Raw genomic sequence first — 18306 nt, 5'->3', positions numbered from 1 at the left:
GCGCCGATTTTTCAGACAAGCAGGTTTGGGGCCAGCTTGGCGCACTACACTCAGATGGTTTGTAACTCCTCGTTTTGGGTAGGTTTATCATGCGCATCTCCGCCGGTCATTGCCGTCAATTGGGGGCCACACCCGAGCACGACGGCGTCAACTTCGCCATCTGGGCTCGCCTCGCCAGCCGGGTCGAACTGCTGCTGTTTACCAGCGCCGACGACGCCACGCCGGAAGTGATCCCGCTCTCCCCTCGCCTCAACCGTACCGCCTACTACTGGCACATCCATATAGAGGGCATCGAGCTCGGTCAACGTTATGCCTATCGCATCCAGGGCCCCTGGCGCCCCTACTACGGCACCCGCTTCGATGCGGACAAGGTGCTGCTGGACCCTTATGGCCGCAGCATCGAGCTGGGTGCCAACTACGATCGCTGGGCGGCGGCCCGCCCCGGCAGCAACCTGGCGGAGTGTGCCAAGAATCGGGTGGTGGACACCCGCCACTACGACTGGGAGGGGGACAAGCTGCCCGCCCACTCCCTCTCCCGCTCGGTGATCTACGAGCTGCACCTGGGGGGCTTCACCAAGTCGCCGAGTTCAGGGGTCGACCCCGCCCTGCGCGGCACCTACCTGGGTCTCATCGAGAAGATCCCCTACCTGCAATCCCTCGGCGTCACCGCCGTCGAGCTGCTGCCGGTGTTCCAGTTCGATCCCCAGGACTCCCCCAGAGGGCTCTCCAACTACTGGGGTTACAGCCCCATGTCGTTTTTTGCCCCCCACGCCCAGTACGCCAGCGGCGAGGATCCCCTCACCGAGTTTCGCGACATGGTCAAGGCGCTGCACCGGGCCAACATCGAGGTGATCCTGGACGTGGTCTACAACCACACCGCCGAGGGAGGCGACGATGGCCCCACCTTCTCGTTTCGGGGCATCGACAACGAGGCCTACTACATCCTCGACGCCAATCAGAAGGACACCAACTATTCGGGCTGCGGCAACACCTTCAACGGTGCCCACCCGGTGGTGCTGCGCATGATCATGGACAGCCTCCACTTCTGGCGCCAGGAGATGCACGTGGACGGCTTTCGTTTCGACCTGGCGGCCATTTTGTCGCGGGACGAATCGGGCCAGCCCCAGGCCAATGCGCCGACCCTGCGCACCATCGATACCGATCCCCGCATCGCCGACATCAAACTCATCGCTGAGGCCTGGGATGCGGGAGGCCTCTATCAGGTGGGCAGCCTGGCCGGCGCCCGCTGGCGCGAGTGGAACGGCCAGTTCAGGGACGACGTGCGCCGCTTTCTGCGCGGGGATGACAATGCGGTGATGCCCTTCGTGGAGCGGCTGTGCGGCAGCCCGGACATCTACCACTACCATCACGCCGATCCGGAGAAGAGCATCAACTTCGTCACCTGCCACGACGGCTTCACCCTGTGGGACTGGGCCAGCTACAACGGCAAGCACAACGACGCCAACGGCGAGCAGAACCGGGACGGCTGCGATCACAACTTCAGCTGGAACCACGGCCAGGAGGGACCGAGCGAGGATCCCCAGATCAACGCCCTGCGCCTGCGGCAAGCCAAGAACATGATGGTGGCCACCCTGCTCTCGGTGGGCTCCCCCATGCTGCTGATGGGGGACGAGGTGCTGCGCACCCAACATGGCAACAACAACGGCTACTGCCAGGACAACGACACCTGCTGGATGCAGTGGCAGCCCGACGCCATGGGCCAGGAGATGTTCCGCTTCATGAAGGAGCTGATCCAGTATCGCAAGCACCTGTTCCAGCGCCCGGAGCAGGAGAGCATGCCGCTGTCGCTGACCGAGATCCTGCGCCACAGCGAGATCTGCTGGCACGGGGTCAACGCCGCCCAGCCGGACTTCAGCCCTCACTCCCACGCCATCGCCATGTCGGCCCTGTCGAGCGAAACCCGGCTGGCCCTCTACGTACTGTTCAACGCCTACTGGGAACCGCTCACCTTCAACTTGCCGAGCCCTCCCAAGGGGGTCGGCGGCTACTGGCGCCGGATCCTGGACACCGCCTTGCCCTCGCCCGAGGACATCAGCACCTTCGGCATGCCGCTGGAGGGGCTGACCCGGGAGTACCTAGCCCAGCCGCGCAGCAGTTGCCTCTTCATCTGCGGCGCCGACGACTTCTACTAGGGGTCGCAAACCAGGGGCCGCACACAGCCAGCAAAAAGCCCACCCCGAGCAACCGGGGTGGGCTTTTTCATGACGCCAGTCTGTCAGGCCAGCTGGTGCAGCACGCTGGTCGCCGCAAGCTGGGCGATGATGAGGCCGCACAGGGCGGTGGAGACCACAACCGGCGCCGTCTCCTGCTGACGATAGAGCGGACTGAACCAGAGCAGCAGGGCCGCGATCAGCAGGGCAGCCTGGGTCAGCACGCCGGGGATCAGCGCATCGAGGCTGGCGCTGCTCCCCTGCCAGCCCACCAGCACCGCTAGCCAGAGCAGGCTCAGGATGGCAGCCACCAGCCCCGCCAGCGGCAGCAGGGTATTGAACGCCTGCAGGCGGTGACGGGCCCGCAACAACATCAAATGGGCAAAGGCCGCCCCCAGCAGCACCATTTGCAGCAGGCCGCCGAGCCAACCCTGGATCTGCAGCAAGCCGATGCCATAGACCAGCAGCGGCATGGCCGGCAGCCAGAACAGCGTGGCGGGAATGGCGCGCTTGCCCTCCAGCCTGGATTGGGCCAGCGACAGCACAACCCCCAGGATCAGGGCAGCAGCACCACTCCAGATCAGCCAGTCGGCCGCCTTGGCCTCCACCGCCAGCATCAGGGAGAGGCCGGTGATCACCCAGACCGAGAAGAGCTGGGTGGTGATCCGCGAGCGCTGGCCCGGACAGAGATCACCGCGCCAGAGCACCAGGCCCAGAGCGATGAGGGCCCCCAGCGCCATCAGGCCGGTCAGGGGAAAGAGCCAAAAAGGGAGTTGGACGAACATGACGCCTCCAGCAGCAAGGATTCAGAACGCGCCGATGGGCGCCGGATGAAGGGGCCGAGTATACCCAAAGCCGCCGCCATCCCCAATCCCTGCCGGGAGCGCGTCCACCATTGATGACTGGCGATCAGATGCCGGCAACGGGCGCCAGCCGCCTTGCCTGCCCAGAATACAACGCCCTCGCCATCCGCTGCGACCAAAGCCGGCAGCGATCAGCCCTGGCCGCGGGCCAGCGCCACCACCCGGGCGAACATCTGGCGCAGCACCGGCGGGATGTGCTCGCCACCGAGCCGCTCCGCCTCCTCCACCACCGCCAGCGCCATGCCCGGCTTGCTGCGATGATGAATCGCCTTGTTGATGATGCGCCCGGCGTTGAGGGTCGAGCGCCCCCCCACGCCGGCTTCACGCCGGAACACCGCCTCGAAGCCGTTGTGATAGAGGTAATGTTCTATGTCCGCCGCCGGCAACTGGGTCAGGCGATCCCGCTCCCGCTCGCCCTTGAGCAGGGAGCGGGCCGAGGTGGCGTACTTGACCCCCGCCTCGTCGCCGTCGGTGAGCAGATGCCACTCGATGCCGAAATCCCGCGCCACCTTGATAAGCGGTGACTGGCCGCACTGGGCAAACTCGATGATCCGCACCCCCTCCGCCCGCAGGCTGTAGCCGCAGATCTGGGCGAGCTCGGAGAGCAGCCAGATCTCGGTCTCCCCCTCCACCAGCAACCAGCAGCGGGCAAACATCGACATGGGGCGGTTGATGCGCACGTGGAAGGCTATCTTGCGCAGATCGTCGCTGCTGTAGCGCTCGCCCCCCAGCTGATGGCAGACGATGTCCTGCTGGCGGCGCACCAGCCGGCGGATCTGGTTGAGGGGCAGCGAGGAGAGCAGGTCCCCCGAATTGGTGGTGAGCAGCTTCTGCCCCGGCAACTGCTCCAGCAGCCCCCAGGCCAGCGCCAGCATGGTGGGGTGCAGGCGGCTCTCCGGGTCTTCCAGGATCATGATGGGGCGCGCCCCCTGCTCCAGCTCCCGGTTGCCCCGCGCCTGCAGCAGGGTGGCCGCCATGCCCGCCATCGCCAGTTGCAGCGCCCGGTTGTCGGCATTGCGCAGCAGCGCCTGCAGATTGCCGGGGTTACGCAGGGTCATGGGGCGATTGACGATCTCCCGCTGGCTGCGCGGCTTGTTCTTGATGGGGGCCAGCGCGTTGAAGTAGTGATCCATCAGCTGGCGCACCGCCTGCAATGCCTCCTTGAGCTCGGGCTCGCCGATGCGCTGAGGCTCGTCGATCAGCTTGTCGGCCAGCTCGCTCAGCCGGTGCTCGGAGAGATCCCCCCACTGCAGGGTCTCCACCCCGTTGCGGGCGGTACGGGCATCCCGCAGCCGGAACACCGGGTTCATGGTGATGAGCAGACAAACCAGCTCATGGGCATCGTCGATGGGCAGGCTCTTGCCGATGCCGTCGAGAAAGTCGTGGGTGGTGGTGACGGTGCCATCGCTCTGCAGTTCGGCGCTGGCGCGGTAGTGAATGCGGTGAAACTTGTCCTTGTGCTTGACCCAGGCCGCACCAAGTCTAGCCAACCGGCGGGAGTGCAGGCACATCTGGGGTCTGTGCTCGCTGAAGGTGAGCACCAGTTGCAGGTGGCGGGCCGGTTCGAGTTCGGGATCTTCGGGCTGGTGAAAGTCATCGCTGCTGAACTGATAGGGCTCGGCATCCTGACCCAAAAGACACCAGAGGGCGCGCAGCAGGCTGGACTTGCCCCAGGCGTTTTCGCCGATGAGCACTGTGGTGTTGTCCAGCCCGAGCGAGAGGCGATTTATTCCGCGAAAACCTTTGACTTCAATGCGTTCCAGAAACATGCGGCCATATCCAGTCCATCCTGATGGCGCAATAGTGGCAAAGTTGTCGGGAAAATCCTATCGGGTCGTGGCGATTTTCAGCGGGAACTGTGAGGAACGAGCGGTTCGGGCGGGGTCGGCATGCCAAGGCGGCCCTGAGGGGCATTCCAGTGGCTGAACCAGAGGTGGCGGGTGCGGGTCTGACGTTTGCGATGATTCAAGGGCAACTCCTGTGCAGGTTGAAGGAACGAGGCTCCTCCTCGTTGCCAACCAATCTGCCGCCTATCTGTGACAGGAGGATGACAGCTGGCTGCGCCACTGGCCTGGGGTCAGACCAAACGCCTCCCGGAAGCGGTTGCCAAGATGAGCCTGGGACGAGAAGCCGCACTGGATGGCGATGCTGGCCAGGGAGTCGGCGCCGGCCAGCAGCTGCTTGGCCCGCTTGAGCCGCAGCCCCAGCAGGTAGCGATGGGGCGGGCAGCCCAGGCTCTGGCCGAACATGCGGGCGAAGTGGTATTCGCTGAGACCCGCCTCCTGCGCCAGCTCGGCCAGGGTGACAGGTTCGGCCAGATGGGCCAGCAGGTACTCCTGCACCCGCCGGATCACCGCCGGCGCCAGGCCGCCACGTACCTCGGGCAAGGGCGGCGCCTCCCGGGTGTGGTGGCGATAGGCGTGCAGCATCAGCATCCAGGCGCCGTGGGAGAGCGCCATCCGATCCACCTGGTGCTGCCAGTCCAGCTGCATCAGCTGGCCCTGTACCAGGGTGGCGGCCTTGGGATCGTCGATGAAGGTCTTGTCTTCCAGCAGCAGGTGGCGCCCCTCCTTGTCGCACACCTCTTCGGCGATGCGGGTCAGGTGGGCCGGGGTGAAGTAGAGGTGGAAGAAGCGAAACTCCTCGCGCACCAGCCACTCGGATCTGTGGTGATCCGGCATGATGCACACCTTGCCGGTGCCGCCGTGGCCGCCCGGGCCGTCCAGCCGCTCGGTCTGCTCGCCCCCTTGCAGGTAGACGCTCAGGGTATGGTGGCCCGGCTTGTGGTAGCGGGTCTGATCGTAACAGTTGCGCCAGCTGGCGACACCAAGGCCGGGTTCCAGCCAGCAGGCGTTCTCCAGGCGCGCGCCCGTGCTGACCAGTGCATCGAATACTCCCGCCGGCTTAGTCTGCAGCACCCGCTCCGTTCCTCTTGTTGCTTGCCTGATGGCCCTTGTGCGCCATCTTAACGCGGCGCGGCGGCAAAGGCTGCGGCTGCCTGCAAAAAACCGCAAGATGGTGTAAGCCCGCCGCCACCGCCCGCTGCATGCTGATCCCATGTCGTTGTCATCTCACCGGATACCCCATGAATCTGATGCTCTATCTTGCCACCGTCCTTATCTGGGGCAGCACCTGGATCGCCATCGCCTGGCAGCTCGGCCCCATTCCCATCGAGGTCTCGGTGCTCTATCGCTTCGCCCTGGCGGCGCTGGCACTGTTTGCCCTGCTCACCGCCAGCGGCCGTTTCCCACGCCTGCCCTGGGCCGGTCAGCGTTATGCCGCCCTGCTCGGCGGCCTGCTCTTTTCCACCAACTTTCTCTGTTTCTATCACGCCACCCTCTACATTCCGAGCGGCCTGTCGGCGGTGATCTTCGCCAGTGCCAGCATCTTCAACGGCCTCAACCTCTGGCTGTTCGAGGGTAAAAGACCCGGCCTGCGCTGGCTGCAGGGGTCGCTGTTGGGGCTCCTTGGCACCTTCTTGCTGTTCTGGCCGGTGCTGGCGGATGCGCAACTGGGTGCAAACGGCTGGAAAGGGCTGCTGCTCGCCTGCGGCGGCACCCTCTGCTTCTCGCTCGGCAACCTGGTCTCGGCCCGCGGCCAGCGCCAGGGCTACCATGTGCTGCAGCTGGTGCCCTGGGGCATGGTCTACGGGGTGGTGTTGCTGCTGGGCTGGGTCACCCTGCTCGGCCAGCAGCTGGTGATCCCGACCGACGGCCACTACCTGGCGGCCATGGTCTATCTCGCCCTGTTCGGCTCGGTCATCGCCTTCACGGCTTATCTCACCCTGGTGGGGCGGATCGGCGCCAGCAAGGCTTCCTACGCCACCGTCTTGTTCCCCCTGGTGGCGCTGACGCTCTCCACCTTCTACGAGGGGTTCGTCTGGCAGCCGGTGTCGGTGGTGGGGGTCATGATCAGCCTGCTTGGCAACCTGGTGATCTTCGCACCGCCCCTGCGGGAGTGGCGCCTGCGTCCCGTCAGGGCGGCGAAGGATGCTTGATCCCAACCCCGTCAGCCCCTAAGGTAACGCCTTCCTACGCAGATGACGGGAGGCGATATGTTACTGGAAGGGCTGGAGACTCTCTGCCTGCTGGCCAGCGAAGGCACCATGGCCAAGGTGGCCAGCCGGCTCTATATCAGCCAGTCGGCGGTGAGCAAGCGCATCGCCCAGCTGGAACAGCGCCTCGGCAAGAAGCTGGTCGAGCCGGACGGTCGCCAGATAAGGCTCACCCCCCAGGCACAAGAGCTGCTGGCCCGGGTCGCCCCCAGCCTCGCCGAGATGAAGGGGGTGCTGGCCGACAGCCAGACCCTCACCGACCTGACTCCCCTGCCCGTCGCCTGCTCCGAGACCCTGCTGGCGGGCTACCTCGCCCGCTTCATGCACGACTACCTGAGACAGGATCCCCATCTCGCCCTCTCCACCCACCACACTCCGGTCATTCTGGCGCGGGTGCGCAGCGGCGATGCCCTGCTCGGCATCTGCGCCGGGCGCCTGCCGCCGGGCCATGGCCTTGAGGCCAGACTGCTGCTGGAGGAGCCCTTCTATCTGGTGGAAGGCGATCAGCGCGAGGGGGAAAACGCCGATCAAGACCTGCGCCAGATCCTCACCATGGACCTGGACAACCCCTCCAACCGCTACCTGCGCGAGCCGCTGGCGGCCCTTGGCCTCATCCCCGCCATGGAGCTCGACTCCTACCTGGCGCTGATCGAGCTGGCCAAGGCCGGCATCGGCCCTGTGCTGCTGCCGGCTGGCCTGCTGGCGCTGGTTGGCGCACAGGGGACCCAGGCTCGCCCCCTCGCCGGGCTCGCTCGCCCACTGCACCTGGTCTATCGGCCAAACAGCCTCAAGCGCGCGCGCATCGCCCAGCTGGTGCAGGCCCTGCAAGCCCACTTCCAGCCGCTGGCCGGCTGAGCGCCACAACACAAGGGGCCCGATCTTGCGGATCGGGCCCCTTGTGTTGACAGCCGTGACTGCCGCTGTCGGCGAAAAGCGCTTATCCCAACCAGGCAAACAGTTCGGGGTACTGGCTCCACACCAGCTTGGCGGACATCAGCAAGGAGACGGTCACCAGCAGCGGCTTGATCAGCTTGACCCCTTGCTTGAGCACCATTTTCGAACCGAAACGGGCGCCGATGAACTGGCCCAGCGCCATGCAGAAGCCGACGCTCCACACCACCTTGCCCCCCAGCGCGAAAAACAGCAGCGAGGCGATGTTGGAGGTGAAGTTGAGCAGCTTGGTGTGGGCGGTGGCCCGCGCCATGCCAAAGCCCGCCAGCGCCACGAAACCGATGGCAAAAAACGATCCCGTGCCCGGCCCGAAGAAGCCGTCATAGAAGCCCACCCCGCCGCCCACCAGCAGGGCGAACGCCATGGGAGCGAGGCGGCGGGAGCTCTCGGCATCGCTCACCCGGGGGAGAAGAAGAAGTAGCAGGCGAAGGCCATCAGCAGGAAGGGCAGCAACCGCTCCAGGATGGCGGCGTCGATGGTCTGCACCGCCAGGGTGCCGAGCGCCGCGCCGATGAAGGTGCAGATCACCGCCGGCCAGATGATATGCCACTCCAGCAGCCCCTTGCGGGCATAGAACCAGGTGGCAGAGAAGGAGCCGAAACTGCTCTGCAGCTTGTTGGTGCCGAGCACCAGCGCCGGCGGCATGCCGGTGGCGAGCAGGGCGGGCACCGTCAGCAGGCCGCCCCCGCCGGCAATGGCATCGATAAAGCCGGCCACCAGGGCCACGCCGAACAGGGCAAGCAGGGTAAACAGTTCCAATTCCATCCATAGCCTCACAACATTGACGGGGCCGGCAAGGGCCCGCACGGCGCAGGCTCGCCATGAGCCTGATGAACAACGCTGGTCGCTATCCTAATGGGGCTTGGCTCATGAAGCCAACGAAACAGTGGCAGGCAATTGATTCCTGATTTTCATCAATTAATCCCCCCTGTGAAGCGGCTGGCAAGCATGCCGGCCCCCTCATCCACCCTGTTCAGGCAGCATCGGGCGCACAGGTCCCCTCATTGCCCTTGATGTCGGCCAGCGCCTGCTGCAGCTGAGCTTCATCCTCGCCGGGGGCCCGGCTGACCCGGCCCGCCATGTAGCGGCTGCTGAAGAGATTGAACCAGAGCTGCAGTGCCTGCCCCGCCGCCAGCTCGCCGGCCACCTCCAGCACGCAGGCCGCCACCTCGGCGGTGCACAGGTGCTCGTCGCAGTGCGCTACCCGCATGCCATAGGTGGAGAGCGCATCTGGCTTGATGGAGAGCACCGGCAAGCCGTCCAGATAGGGGCTCTTGTTGAACATCTTGCGCGCCTCGGGCCAGGTGCCGTCCAGCAGGATGAACAGCGGCTTCTTGCCGGGGAGCGGGGTCACCACCGAGGTGAGCCGGGCCGGCTCCTTCTCGCAGGCGGGAAACACCACATAGGGCTGCCAGACGGGATCCGCCAGCAGGGCCAGCAGCTCGGGATGGGGCTTGGTGCGCGACCAGAGAAACGCCCAGGTGGTATCCGGCAGCACATCGGCGATGAGACGACCGGTGTTGGAGGGCTTCATCGGCTCGCTGTCGTACATCAGCAGGCAGAAGCCGGCCTCGGCCTTGAGCTCGGGGCGCCATTCGCAGGCACACCAGTCGTGGCGCAGCTGACAGGCTTCGCAGCGCGGCACGCTGCCGCCACGGGCGAGAAAGGGTCGGGTCGAGACGCTCTTGCGCCAGATGCGCAGGCGATTGACGGCGTGATCGGGAATTGGCTTCATGGAACGCGGCTCTGGCGATGCCTGTGGCAGGACAAAAAGGGGGCAGATTGTAACGAGCCGTCCACCGCGCAGCAAGGCCCCCCATCCGGGGCAAGCCGGGAGGCCACGCCTCTCTATACTTGGTCGTCAACCCATGCACCCACGCATGGGACACAGGAGGACGACGATGGCAGAACAAGATATTGCCCGCGAGCACGCTCTGGCCGAAGGCACTACCTTCACCTGGCACGAGCTCTATCTGCCCGATGCCGAGGCCGGGATCCGTTTCTACACCGAGGTGCTCGGCTGGGAGAGCCAGACCATGGCGATGGAGGGCGGCGACTACCCCATGCTGGTTGCCAATGGCAGGCCGATCGCCGGTGTGCAGGCCACCCGGGGCAATCCCGAGATGGCCGGCGTACCACCCCACTGGGCAACCTATATCGCGGTGGATGACGTCGATGCCAGGGTGCTCAGGGTCAACCAGCACGGCGGCAGCGTGGTGGTGCCCGCCATGAATATCCCGGGGGTCGGGCGCATGGCGCTGATCGCAGATCCACAAGGGGCGCACATCTGGCTGTTCACCCCGGAAGCCATGTGACATCGCTCACCGCAACAACGACAGAGGGGCCCGCGGGCCCCTCTTCATCATTCAGCTCGCCCTGCTCGGGCGCCGGCCTCAGACTGCCTTGCGCAGGATCTGCTCAAGGTAGTCGGCGAAGCGGTGACCGTGATGCTCCAGCAGTTTCGGGAACATGGAGATCGAGGTCATGCCCGGGAAGGTGTTGATTTCGTTCAGCAGGATCTCGCCCTCTTCGGTCAGGAAGAAGTCGATGCGCGACAGGTGGGTCAGTTTGAGCTGACGGAACGCCTTGAGGGCGTACTCGTGAATGGCATCAGCCTGCGCCTGGGTCAGCCCCTCGGCACGCAGCGCGGTCTCGGTGTGACTGGCGCTGCTGTACTTCTCTTCATAGGTGTAGAACTTGTCCTGCGGCACGCAGATCTCACCCGGGTAGGTGGCCACCAGCTCGTCACCGTACTGGTAAACCGCCACTTCCAGCTCGCGCGGCTTGACCGCTTTTTCGATCAGTACCTGCTCGGAGTAACCGAAGGCATCGGCAATGCCCTTCACCAGATCCGCTTCGTTGCTGGCGGAGTAGCAGCCGACGGAAGAGCCCTGGGAGGCCGCCTTGATGAAGACCTTGCCCCACTTGGCCAGCGCGGCTTTCGCCTCGCTCAGCGCCGCGTCGTTCTGCTCGGTCAGGAACAGATAAGGGGTGTTGGGGATGCCGATGGCGGAGAGCCACAGCTTGGTGCTGATCTTGTTGAAGCAGATCTTGCTCGCCTCGGCATCGCAGCCCAGATAAGGCAGGCCCGCCAGCTCGAGGAAGGATTGCAGGTCGCCGGTCTCGCCAGGGTAGCCGTGGATGCAGGGCACCACGTAGTCCACCGGACGGGCCACGCTGTCAAACGACAGCAGCTTGTCCAGCCCCAGCTTGCATTCGCGGCCATCGGCGCTGAGCCAGCGGTCGGCAAACATCTCGACCCGGGTCACTTCCACGCCGGGCAGGAGGGAGAGCTGTTTTTCGAGGAAATTGGCACTGCGCAGAGAGACTTCGTGCTCGGAGCCACCGCCGCCGCACAGCAGCAAGACATGCATGTTCTTCATTAGATGTGATCCCTTGGGAAAAGCGGCTTCGCCATCACCATTTAAAACCCAACCGCATTAAAACCGGACGAAGCCAGATACGAAGATAAGTGCGGGCCAGTGTAGCAAGGGAGATCAAGCCTTGTCAGCCGATGGGAGCCCCATCCGCCGACAACGGCCATAAAAATTCCCGCCTGTGTCAGAAATTGGATGAAAAGAGCTCAGCGCGGCGGATCGAGCCGGCCATTGCCGCTGCCGTTGACCCGAAACCAGCCGGCGATGCTGTAGCGCTCCTGGTTGGCGGGCAACACCTCGTGGGGGAACTCTTCGGATAGAAACAACACCAGCCGCCCGCCACGGGGCGAGACATCCATCAAAAACTGCTCGTCGTCATCGTACATCCGCAGCACCCCACCCGCCTGGGGTTGCCAGTCGTTGTTCAAGTAGAACACCGAGGTGAGGCGGCGGTTGGATCGCCCGGCGAAGGCGTCGCGATGGGTGGCATAGAAGTCACCGCTGCGATAGCGGGCAAAGTGAGCCTCGTAGTCGAACAACCCCAGCATCAGCATCCGGTTGGCGGCCAGCCGCAGTGCCTCCATCCGGGCCAGATAGTCGGCCACCGGCGCACCGAGGGAGGGTTCAAGCCAGTGGATCTGATCCCGGCGAATGGCGCGGTTGTCCTGATGCAGGGCATCGCGACCGATCCCCGCCGGCCGCCACGCATCCGGCAAGCATGCCTTGAGAGCATCCACCTCGGCGGCGGTTAAAAAATCATCCACTATCACCCATCCCCGGGTGTAAATGGCATCCATGACGGCTTGATAGTCCAAGATTGACTCGCAACAAGTGGAGAGAGGGCGCTTTTTAGCGACTTCCAGGGCAAGACACAAACCGGTTTGCTTATCCTCAGAAGTCCCACCATCAATACGCTATCCGGGCGCACAAGGCCCCCATTATCTGGTCGCCCTCGCCAGCCTGTGATCCGGCGCACTCAAATGGCCTCAGACCGGGCCAGATCTTTCATGGCAAAGGGGAAAGCGGTGCTTGCTCCGCGCCGTCACGCCCGTTACCGTGGAGCGATACGCCCTGAATGGGCCCCATGCAACAGGAGTGCTTCATGTCATTGCCCGACCTTATCCTGCAACGCCTTGACGGTACCGAACTGCCCTTGTCCACCCTGCAAGGCCAGGTCGTGCTGGTGGTCAACGTCGCCAGCCGCTGCGGCTTTACCCCCCAGTACACCGGACTGGAGGCGCTTTATCGCGAACTGGGCCCACGCGGGCTGGTGATCCTTGGCTTCCCCTGCGATCAGTTCGGCCATCAGGAGCCGGGCGATGCAGAGGAAATCGCCCGCTTCTGTTCCCTCGACTATCCGGTCAGCTTCCCCATCATGGCCAAGTGCGAGGTCAACGGCGAGCAGGCCCACCCCTTCTATCAGTGGCTCAAGAAGGAGAAACCGGGCCTGCTGGGGCTGGAGAACGTCAAGTGGAACTTCACCAAGTTTCTGATCGACCGGGACGGCAAGGTGGTTGACCGCTTTGCCCCCACCACCAAACCCGAGAGCCTGCGAGACGATATCCTGGCCCTGCTCTGAGGCCGCGGTACGCGGTGGCCGGACAACGCGACACGGCTGCTGCGTGCAGGGCGCGCATCTGCTATATTACGCCCCCGTTATCATTTCCATCTTGTGGCGGGTGCCAGCGCACCTGCCATCCGCTGAGCCCAAGGCTCACCAGAGGAGTCTCTCTCGAACATGTCATTCAACGAACTGGGTCTGTCTCCGCACATCCTGCGGGCCGTCAAGGAGCTGGGTTACGAACAGCCAACCCCCATCCAGCAACAAGCCATTCCCGCCATTCTGGCCGGACAGGATGTGCTCGGCGGCGCCCAGACAGGCACAGGCAAAACGGCCGGTTTCACCCTGCCCATGCTGCAGCGCCTGCTGGCCAACCATGGCCGTGGCCGCCGTCAAGTGCGGGCCCTGGTGCTGACCCCGACCCGCGAACTGGCTGCCCAGGTGGGTGAGAGCATCATCAAATATGCCCACCACCTGCCGTTTCGCACCCTGATCGCCTACGGCGGCGTCAGCATCAAGCCCAATCTGGACGCCATCAAGCTCGGCATCGACATCCTGGTGGCCACCCCGGGCCGTCTGCTGGATCTGCTGACCCAGGGGGCGCTGACCCTGTCCGAGCTGGAAGTGCTGGTGCTGGACGAAGCGGATCGCATGCTCGACATGGGCTTCATCGTCGACATTCGCCGCATCATGAAGGCGCTGCCGGCCGAACGGCAGACCCTGCTGTTCTCCGCCACCTTCTCAAACGAGATCAAGGCGCTGGCGGATGACCTGCTGAGCGACCCCACCCTGATCGAGGTGGATCCCAGCAACACCGCCGCCGAGCAGGTGACCCAGCGCATCATTCAGGTCGACCGGGAACGTCGCCGCGAGCTGCTCTCCCACATGATCGGCCGCGGCAACTGGCAGCGGGTGCTGGTGTTCGTGCGCACCAAGCAGATTGCCGATCGCCTGGCCCAGCAGATGCAAAAAGACGGGCTCGATACCGTCGCCATCCACGGCGACAAGAGCCAGGGTGCCCGCAACCGGGCGCTGGCAGATTTTCGGGAAGGCAAGGTGCGGGTGCTGGTGGCGACCGACATCGCCGCTCGCGGCCTCGACATCGATCAGCTGCCCCACGTGATCAACTTCGAGCTGCCCCAGATGGCGGAGGATTACATCCACCGCATCGGCCGCACCGGCCGCGCCGGTCGTGGCGGCGAGGCCATCTCGCTGGTGAGCCAGGACGAGCTGGGCCAGCTCAAGGGGATAGAGGCGCTGATCGGCCAATCCCTCTCGGTGGAGATCCTGGAAGGGTATGAGCCCAGCGGCAAACCGAGCCGGCAGACCCTGCCGGGCAGCAAGCCGGTACAAAACCCGCCGCGGGTCCGTGGCGCCGCCAATGCCAAGGGCGGCAACGGCAAATCCGCCGCAGGCAAGAGCAAGGCAAAGAGCGATGGCGGCAAGAAGCCAGCCCCAGCCCGCAAGCGGGAAGTGGTGGGCGAGGATATCGGCTTTACCCCCATGCGCCGCCTGCCCAAGGCCCAGCGCGACGACTATCAGGACAACTCCAACGAGGAGTAACAGTCCGTCCTGATCCCGTCATAAACAAAAAAACCGCCCGAGGGCGGTTTTTTTCATGATGGCACCACTGGCCTGTCAGTGCCAGCTGTCACAATGGACATGTGCAGCAACGGATAGGGTCTGCCCTGCCCGTCCAGCGCCGAGCGCCCCAGCACCTCGAATCCCAGGCGGCGATAAAAGCCGAGCGCCTGCTCATTCTGCTCGTTGACGTCTACCCGGGTCGCCCCCAGCCGGTCGATGGCATCGGCCACCAGCAGGCGACCAACCCCGCCCCCGCGCAGCGCCGGGTCGATGAACAGCATCTCGATGTTGCCCTCGTGCACCCCGCAAAAGCCGGCGATCCCCTGCTCACTGCGGGCGCAGGTGAGGGTCACGGCATCAAAGTAATGTGCCAGGATGAGCTCGCGCAGGGTGGCGATCTCCTCATCCGGCAAAAAATGGTGGGTGGCGCGCACCGACGCCTCCCACAGCGCGATCAGGGCCTGATAATCCCCGCGCACGGCCTGCTCCAGTCTCATATCGAACTCACTCAACAGATGGGTTGTTCGGGGCCTGCCCGGCCGGCGCCATGGCGTCGACCTGCTTGAGGACAAACCCCTTCTCGATGCCGGCCTTGAAGCCAAGCGATGCATAGAGCCGGTGGGCCGCCTCGCGCCCCTCCCCCGACAACAGCATCACCTTGTAGCAATCCTGCTGCCAGGCGAGCGCGAGGGCATGGGCCAGCAGCTGCCGGCTGATGCCCCGGCGCCGAAACGCAGAGGCTGTCACCACGTGCTCTATGATACCAAACGGCCGGCCACCGTTGGTCAGGGTCGCTACCACGCCGAGCTGGCAGGTGGCCGCCAGCTGGCCATCCACCTCCGCCACCAGCAGGTGGAGATGGGGCTGCGCCAGCAAGGCCGTCAGCGCCGCGCGGGCAACATCCGGCGCAAGCGCAGGGTCATGGGGGCGCAATTCCCGATAGAGCGCCAGCAGACCGGCCATGTCCTGCAGGGTACAGGCCCTGATGAGCGTCATCCTTCTTCCTTCTTGAGCTGCGGGCGATGCGGCTTCACGCCTCGCGGGGGGCAAACATGATGATGGCCATGCCGCACAGGGCCACCAACGACCCCACCAGATCCCACAGGCTGGGTCGGATGCCGTCCACCAGCCAGAGCCAGAGGATGGCCACGAAGATGTAGACACCGCCATAGGCGGCATAGACGCGCCCCGCCGCGGTCGGGTGCAGTGACAGCAGCCAGGCAAACAGCATCAGGCTCAACCCCGCTGGCAGCAACAGCCAGACGCTGCGCCCCTGGGTCAGCCAGAGATAGGGCAGATAACAGCCCAGGATCTCGGCCAGTGCCGTCACCAGAAACAACCCCATGGTTTTCAACTCGCCCATCGGCTACCCCATTGTTCAACAACGTGTTCGGCAAAAGAGCAATGGTAAGCCAAATGGCCGGGCCGGGTAAGCGGGATCAGGCAAGAAACGCGAGGGGGAAAGATAGCGGATACATGCTCGGCCGGCCTTCCCCCGCCAGTACGGGGGAAGGCCAGGTCATCAGCGGGTCTTGACCGCCTGCAGCAGCACCGACATGCCCGGCCCGAAGCGGCGGGCTCTGATGGCCTCGCGGATCGCCGCCTCGTCATAGCGGCTGGCCGGATAGAGCAGCACGCAGGCGGTGTCGCCGGGCTTGAGGAAGTGGGTCTCGCCAAACGGGGTATAGCGGGTGGCCCCGATGCTGATGAGGGCATGGGCCGGGCGCCCGGCCTGGGCCAGCAGTCCCTGGATGTGCTCGGCCGGCCCCTCGTCCTGCTGATGGTTGAACTTGTCGATGGCCCACGTCAGCAGCTGGCTGTGGAAGTAGCTGTAATCCACCGCCGCGCTGTCGACCCCATAGGGGTGCAGCTCGCCGTCCCGCTCCAGGTAGCAGGCGATGCGGTAGTCATCGAGCTCGCAGCCGGCGGCAAAGTGGGACAGGGGCAGCAACGCGGGGGCCAGCCCCTTGCTCTCTTCGCCCCAGTTCTTCTTCTCGCTGATCTTTTTGGCGTTGGGACGGCGGATAGAGCAGTCGTTGTAGGCACCAAAGGCGCGCGGATGGATGGCCACCACCTGCTCCCCCGCGTACTCCAGCTCGCACCATAGCGCCACTTCCGGCTCTATCTGCACCTTCTCATCGCCGCTCACCGCCGCTTCCGGCAAGAAGATGGCGTCACCGCTCAAGGGGAAGACGCCGAGCTGGCCGGGGTGGCCCGGCACGTAGAAGGGGAACAGCGCCTTGGGGGCGCTGGTGTCGCGCACCACCACCGCCACGAAATCCGAGGCCTCGCCGGCCTGCTCCAGATGACCGGCGAAATTGCCCGCCACCCCGAGTCCGATAAACTTGCTCTCTGCTGTCACTTGCATCTTCTCACCTGCCTCTTGCCAAAGCGAAGGCAGCGGCCCGGCACGGGGCGGCTGCCGCAAACGTGGCGAGGATTAAAACACAGGGATCTGCCCTCGCCCAGCCTGCACGCCCCATCCTGTGCGCCAGCGCGAACTTTTGCCGGCCGCTCGGCGAGCTTGTGAGCAACCGCCATGCCCGAACTGGCTCGACCGTGTGCGGCGCCTGCCCTTGATCACGGCGACAGGCTGCGTATTGATCAATCATGGGCCCCGGAAACAGATCGTTTCCACATCCTGCCGCCTTGCCCCTTGGGCCCGCCCGCCAACTTTGCTAGGCTGCCCGCCATGCCAATCCGCACACTCAAGGATGCCTGCCGATGTCAGCACAGCACTTTCAGGGCCGCTTCGAGGTCGAGTTCAAATACAGGCTCGGCGATGTCGAAGCTTTCACCACTGCCCTCGCCGCCCTCAATCCCGAGGTGATGCTGGAGCGCAACCAGGAGCAGGACACCTACTTCGACACGCCGGGCCGCAGCCTGAGCGCGGCGGGCAAGAGCCTGCTGATCCGCGCCATGCAGCCCTCCGGAATCCGGCTCTGGATCGTGAAGGGGCCCGAACCCGATCGCTGCGAGGCGGTCAACATCACCGACGCCGACAAGGCCATCAGCATGCTGCACACCCTGGGCTACCAGCCGATACTGACCCTTCGCAAAGTGCGCAGCATCTATTTCGTCGGCCCCTTCCACGTCACCCTGGATCACCTGGCAGGGCTTGGCGATTTTGCCGAGCTGGCCATCATGACCGATGACGAAACCCTGCTGCCAGATTATCGCCAGCAACTGCTGTCCCTGGCCGCCCAGCTCGGGCTGGACCCAGAACGGCTGGAGAGCCGCTCCTATCGCACCCTGTGCGAACAAGCCACCACCCCATCACCAGAGAGACGTTCATGATCGACAAACTCGCCTGGCTGACCTTCAAGGATCAGCAACTGCTCTGTGCCCGCTCCCACGGCAAGCACATCTACTACATTCCCGGCGGCAAGCGCGAAGCGGGAGAGAGCGACGAGGCGGCGCTGATGCGCGAAATCGAGGAAGAGCTGGCCGTGGCCCTCAAGCCCGACACCCTGGCGTTTGCCTGCGAGTTCAGCGCCCAGGCCGACGGCAAGCCGCAGGGGGTCAACGTCAGGCTGCGCTGCTACACCGGCGAGGCTGACGGCACTCCCGTCGCCTCGGCGGAGATCGCCGAGCTGCGCTGGCTCGACAGCCGCCATATGGCCGAGATCTCGCCGGTTTCCCGGCTGCTGTTTGCCTGGCTGGTCGAACAGAAGCTCATCCGCTGAGGGAAACCCGCCTGGACGGCGTGATCGGGCGCACCCGGCGAGCGACAACGACTTGAAAT

The 18306-nt window shown here is 64.8% G+C and carries 19 protein-coding genes and 1 pseudogene; 8 read left to right on the top strand and 12 right to left on the bottom strand.

The genetic code is table 11. From position 1 onward, the window contains the following. The first annotated feature begins 89 nt into the window (after positions 1 to 89). The gene (glgX, locus tag E5E96_RS17730; protein ID WP_077097063.1) at positions 90 to 2153 is read left to right on the top strand and encodes a glycogen debranching protein GlgX; all 2064 of its coding nucleotides are present in this window, start codon (positions 90 to 92) and stop codon (positions 2151 to 2153) included. A gap of 83 nt (positions 2154 to 2236) precedes the next feature. On the opposite strand, the gene E5E96_RS17725 is transcribed toward glgX, so the two are convergent. The 4 genes from E5E96_RS17725 to E5E96_RS17715 all read right to left on the bottom strand — a co-directional run bounded on the left by E5E96_RS17725 (position 2237) and on the right by E5E96_RS17715 (position 5952). Next, on the bottom strand, positions 2237 to 2956 hold the full coding sequence (locus E5E96_RS17725; protein WP_029303116.1) for a hypothetical protein: 720 nt from the start codon (positions 2954 to 2956) through the stop codon (positions 2237 to 2239). Positions 2957 to 3165: 209 nt separating this feature from the next. Then, positions 3166 to 4803 carry an ATP-dependent endonuclease gene (locus E5E96_RS17720; RefSeq protein WP_011706231.1) on the bottom strand — a complete coding sequence of 546 codons (1638 nt, stop codon included), beginning with the start codon at positions 4801 to 4803 and terminating at the stop codon, positions 3166 to 3168. Positions 4804 to 4880: 77 nt separating this feature from the next. After that, a complete protein-coding gene (locus tag E5E96_RS22775; RefSeq protein WP_254902163.1) occupies positions 4881 to 5003 on the bottom strand; it encodes a hypothetical protein in 123 nt (40 codons plus the stop codon). Between the two features lie 61 nt (positions 5004 to 5064). Beyond that, positions 5065 to 5952, bottom strand: coding sequence for a helix-turn-helix domain-containing protein (locus E5E96_RS17715; protein WP_011706232.1), 888 nt, complete (start codon positions 5950 to 5952; stop codon positions 5065 to 5067). Between the two features lie 167 nt (positions 5953 to 6119). Here E5E96_RS17715 and E5E96_RS17710 point away from each other — a divergent pair, with 167 nt between their 5' ends. Further along, entirely contained in the window at positions 6120 to 7031 is a 912-nt protein-coding gene (locus tag E5E96_RS17710) for a DMT family transporter (protein WP_113994873.1), read from the top strand. Between the two features lie 57 nt (positions 7032 to 7088). Next, entirely contained in the window at positions 7089 to 7943 is an 855-nt protein-coding gene (locus tag E5E96_RS17705) for a LysR family transcriptional regulator (RefSeq protein ID WP_135319644.1), read from the top strand. Positions 7944 to 8025: 82 nt separating this feature from the next. Here the strand turns inward: E5E96_RS17705 and E5E96_RS17700 are convergent. Together E5E96_RS17700 and E5E96_RS17695 are read right to left on the bottom strand one after the other, a co-directional pair. After that, positions 8026 to 8804: pseudogene (locus E5E96_RS17700) on the bottom strand (TSUP family transporter). Positions 8805 to 9012: 208 nt separating this feature from the next. Beyond that, on the bottom strand, positions 9013 to 9774 hold the full coding sequence (locus E5E96_RS17695) for a tRNA-uridine aminocarboxypropyltransferase (protein ID WP_171282729.1): 762 nt from the start codon (positions 9772 to 9774) through the stop codon (positions 9013 to 9015). A 166-nt stretch (positions 9775 to 9940) separates the two neighbouring features. Between E5E96_RS17695 and E5E96_RS17690 the strand changes: the two genes are divergently transcribed. Continuing rightward, on the top strand, positions 9941 to 10354 hold the full coding sequence (locus E5E96_RS17690; protein ID WP_029301010.1) for a VOC family protein: 414 nt from the start codon (positions 9941 to 9943) through the stop codon (positions 10352 to 10354). Positions 10355 to 10432: 78 nt separating this feature from the next. On the opposite strand, the gene E5E96_RS17685 is transcribed toward E5E96_RS17690, so the two are convergent. Together E5E96_RS17685 and E5E96_RS17680 are read right to left on the bottom strand one after the other, a co-directional pair. Continuing rightward, a complete protein-coding gene (locus E5E96_RS17685) occupies positions 10433 to 11422 on the bottom strand; it encodes a D-alanine--D-alanine ligase (RefSeq protein WP_043122669.1) in 990 nt (329 codons plus the stop codon). Positions 11423 to 11622: 200 nt separating this feature from the next. Beyond that, on the bottom strand, positions 11623 to 12231 hold the full coding sequence (locus E5E96_RS17680; RefSeq protein ID WP_016350596.1) for a 2OG-Fe(II) oxygenase: 609 nt from the start codon (positions 12229 to 12231) through the stop codon (positions 11623 to 11625). A 287-nt stretch (positions 12232 to 12518) separates the two neighbouring features. Here E5E96_RS17680 and E5E96_RS17675 point away from each other — a divergent pair, with 287 nt between their 5' ends. Further along, the gene (locus E5E96_RS17675; protein WP_016350595.1) at positions 12519 to 12995 is read left to right on the top strand and encodes a glutathione peroxidase; all 477 of its coding nucleotides are present in this window, start codon (positions 12519 to 12521) and stop codon (positions 12993 to 12995) included. Positions 12996 to 13154: 159 nt separating this feature from the next. Beyond that, a complete protein-coding gene (locus E5E96_RS17670) occupies positions 13155 to 14540 on the top strand; it encodes a DEAD/DEAH box helicase (RefSeq protein WP_171282728.1) in 1386 nt (461 codons plus the stop codon). A 53-nt stretch (positions 14541 to 14593) separates the two neighbouring features. Here E5E96_RS17670 and E5E96_RS17665 read toward each other — a convergent pair whose 3' ends face one another. The 4 genes from E5E96_RS17665 to E5E96_RS17650 all read right to left on the bottom strand — a co-directional run bounded on the left by E5E96_RS17665 (position 14594) and on the right by E5E96_RS17650 (position 16929). Next, on the bottom strand, positions 14594 to 15058 hold the full coding sequence (locus E5E96_RS17665; RefSeq protein WP_171282727.1) for an acetyltransferase: 465 nt from the start codon (positions 15056 to 15058) through the stop codon (positions 14594 to 14596). A 7-nt stretch (positions 15059 to 15065) separates the two neighbouring features. Beyond that, entirely contained in the window at positions 15066 to 15557 is a 492-nt protein-coding gene (locus E5E96_RS17660) for a GNAT family N-acetyltransferase (RefSeq protein ID WP_171282726.1), read from the bottom strand. Between the two features lie 34 nt (positions 15558 to 15591). Beyond that, the gene (locus E5E96_RS17655) at positions 15592 to 15924 is read right to left on the bottom strand and encodes a YnfA family protein (protein ID WP_011706244.1); all 333 of its coding nucleotides are present in this window, start codon (positions 15922 to 15924) and stop codon (positions 15592 to 15594) included. Between the two features lie 159 nt (positions 15925 to 16083). Continuing rightward, the gene (locus E5E96_RS17650; RefSeq protein WP_171282725.1) at positions 16084 to 16929 is read right to left on the bottom strand and encodes a DUF5718 family protein; all 846 of its coding nucleotides are present in this window, start codon (positions 16927 to 16929) and stop codon (positions 16084 to 16086) included. 356 nt (positions 16930 to 17285) lie between these two features. Between E5E96_RS17650 and E5E96_RS17645 the strand changes: the two genes are divergently transcribed. Then, a complete protein-coding gene (locus tag E5E96_RS17645) occupies positions 17286 to 17858 on the top strand; it encodes a class IV adenylate cyclase (RefSeq protein ID WP_171282724.1) in 573 nt (190 codons plus the stop codon). Next, positions 17855 to 18247, top strand: coding sequence for an NUDIX domain-containing protein (locus E5E96_RS17640; RefSeq protein ID WP_026141403.1), 393 nt, complete (start codon positions 17855 to 17857; stop codon positions 18245 to 18247). Before E5E96_RS17645 ends, E5E96_RS17640 begins: the two co-directional genes overlap by 4 nt. Positions 18248 to 18306: the final 59 nt, after the last annotated feature.

This window comes from Aeromonas sp. 1805, assembly GCF_013085525.1.
Taxonomy (GTDB): domain Bacteria; phylum Pseudomonadota; class Gammaproteobacteria; order Enterobacterales; family Aeromonadaceae; genus Aeromonas; species Aeromonas hydrophila.
Note: the sequence above shows the minus strand (reverse complement) of the source record. Positions and strands in the feature narration are given on the sequence as shown.

What these genes read in the sequence shown, in the direction of transcription:
- E5E96_RS17705 (WP_135319644.1), top strand. Translation starts at nt 7,089, where the DNA reads ATGTTACTGGAAGGGCTGGAGACTCTCTGCCTGCTGGCCAGCGAAGGC.
- E5E96_RS17725 (WP_029303116.1), bottom strand. Translation starts at nt 2,956, where the DNA reads ATGTTCGTCCAACTCCCTTTTTGGCTCTTTCCCCTGACCGGCCTGATG.
- E5E96_RS17645 (WP_171282724.1), top strand. Translation starts at nt 17,286, where the DNA reads ATGTCAGCACAGCACTTTCAGGGCCGCTTCGAGGTCGAGTTCAAATAC.
- E5E96_RS17690 (WP_029301010.1), top strand. Translation starts at nt 9,941, where the DNA reads ATGGCAGAACAAGATATTGCCCGCGAGCACGCTCTGGCCGAAGGCACT.
- E5E96_RS17660 (WP_171282726.1), bottom strand. Translation starts at nt 15,557, where the DNA reads ATGACGCTCATCAGGGCCTGTACCCTGCAGGACATGGCCGGTCTGCTG.
- E5E96_RS17640 (WP_026141403.1), top strand. Translation starts at nt 17,855, where the DNA reads ATGATCGACAAACTCGCCTGGCTGACCTTCAAGGATCAGCAACTGCTC.
- glgX (WP_077097063.1), top strand. Translation starts at nt 90, where the DNA reads ATGCGCATCTCCGCCGGTCATTGCCGTCAATTGGGGGCCACACCCGAG.
- E5E96_RS17655 (WP_011706244.1), bottom strand. Translation starts at nt 15,924, where the DNA reads ATGGGCGAGTTGAAAACCATGGGGTTGTTTCTGGTGACGGCACTGGCC.
- E5E96_RS17695 (WP_171282729.1), bottom strand. Translation starts at nt 9,774, where the DNA reads ATGAAGCCAATTCCCGATCACGCCGTCAATCGCCTGCGCATCTGGCGC.
- E5E96_RS17685 (WP_043122669.1), bottom strand. Translation starts at nt 11,422, where the DNA reads ATGAAGAACATGCATGTCTTGCTGCTGTGCGGCGGCGGTGGCTCCGAG.
- E5E96_RS17710 (WP_113994873.1), top strand. Translation starts at nt 6,120, where the DNA reads ATGAATCTGATGCTCTATCTTGCCACCGTCCTTATCTGGGGCAGCACC.
- E5E96_RS17665 (WP_171282727.1), bottom strand. Translation starts at nt 15,058, where the DNA reads ATGAGACTGGAGCAGGCCGTGCGCGGGGATTATCAGGCCCTGATCGCG.
- E5E96_RS17675 (WP_016350595.1), top strand. Translation starts at nt 12,519, where the DNA reads ATGTCATTGCCCGACCTTATCCTGCAACGCCTTGACGGTACCGAACTG.
- E5E96_RS17670 (WP_171282728.1), top strand. Translation starts at nt 13,155, where the DNA reads ATGTCATTCAACGAACTGGGTCTGTCTCCGCACATCCTGCGGGCCGTC.
- E5E96_RS17650 (WP_171282725.1), bottom strand. Translation starts at nt 16,929, where the DNA reads ATGCAAGTGACAGCAGAGAGCAAGTTTATCGGACTCGGGGTGGCGGGC.
- E5E96_RS17720 (WP_011706231.1), bottom strand. Translation starts at nt 4,803, where the DNA reads ATGTTTCTGGAACGCATTGAAGTCAAAGGTTTTCGCGGAATAAATCGC.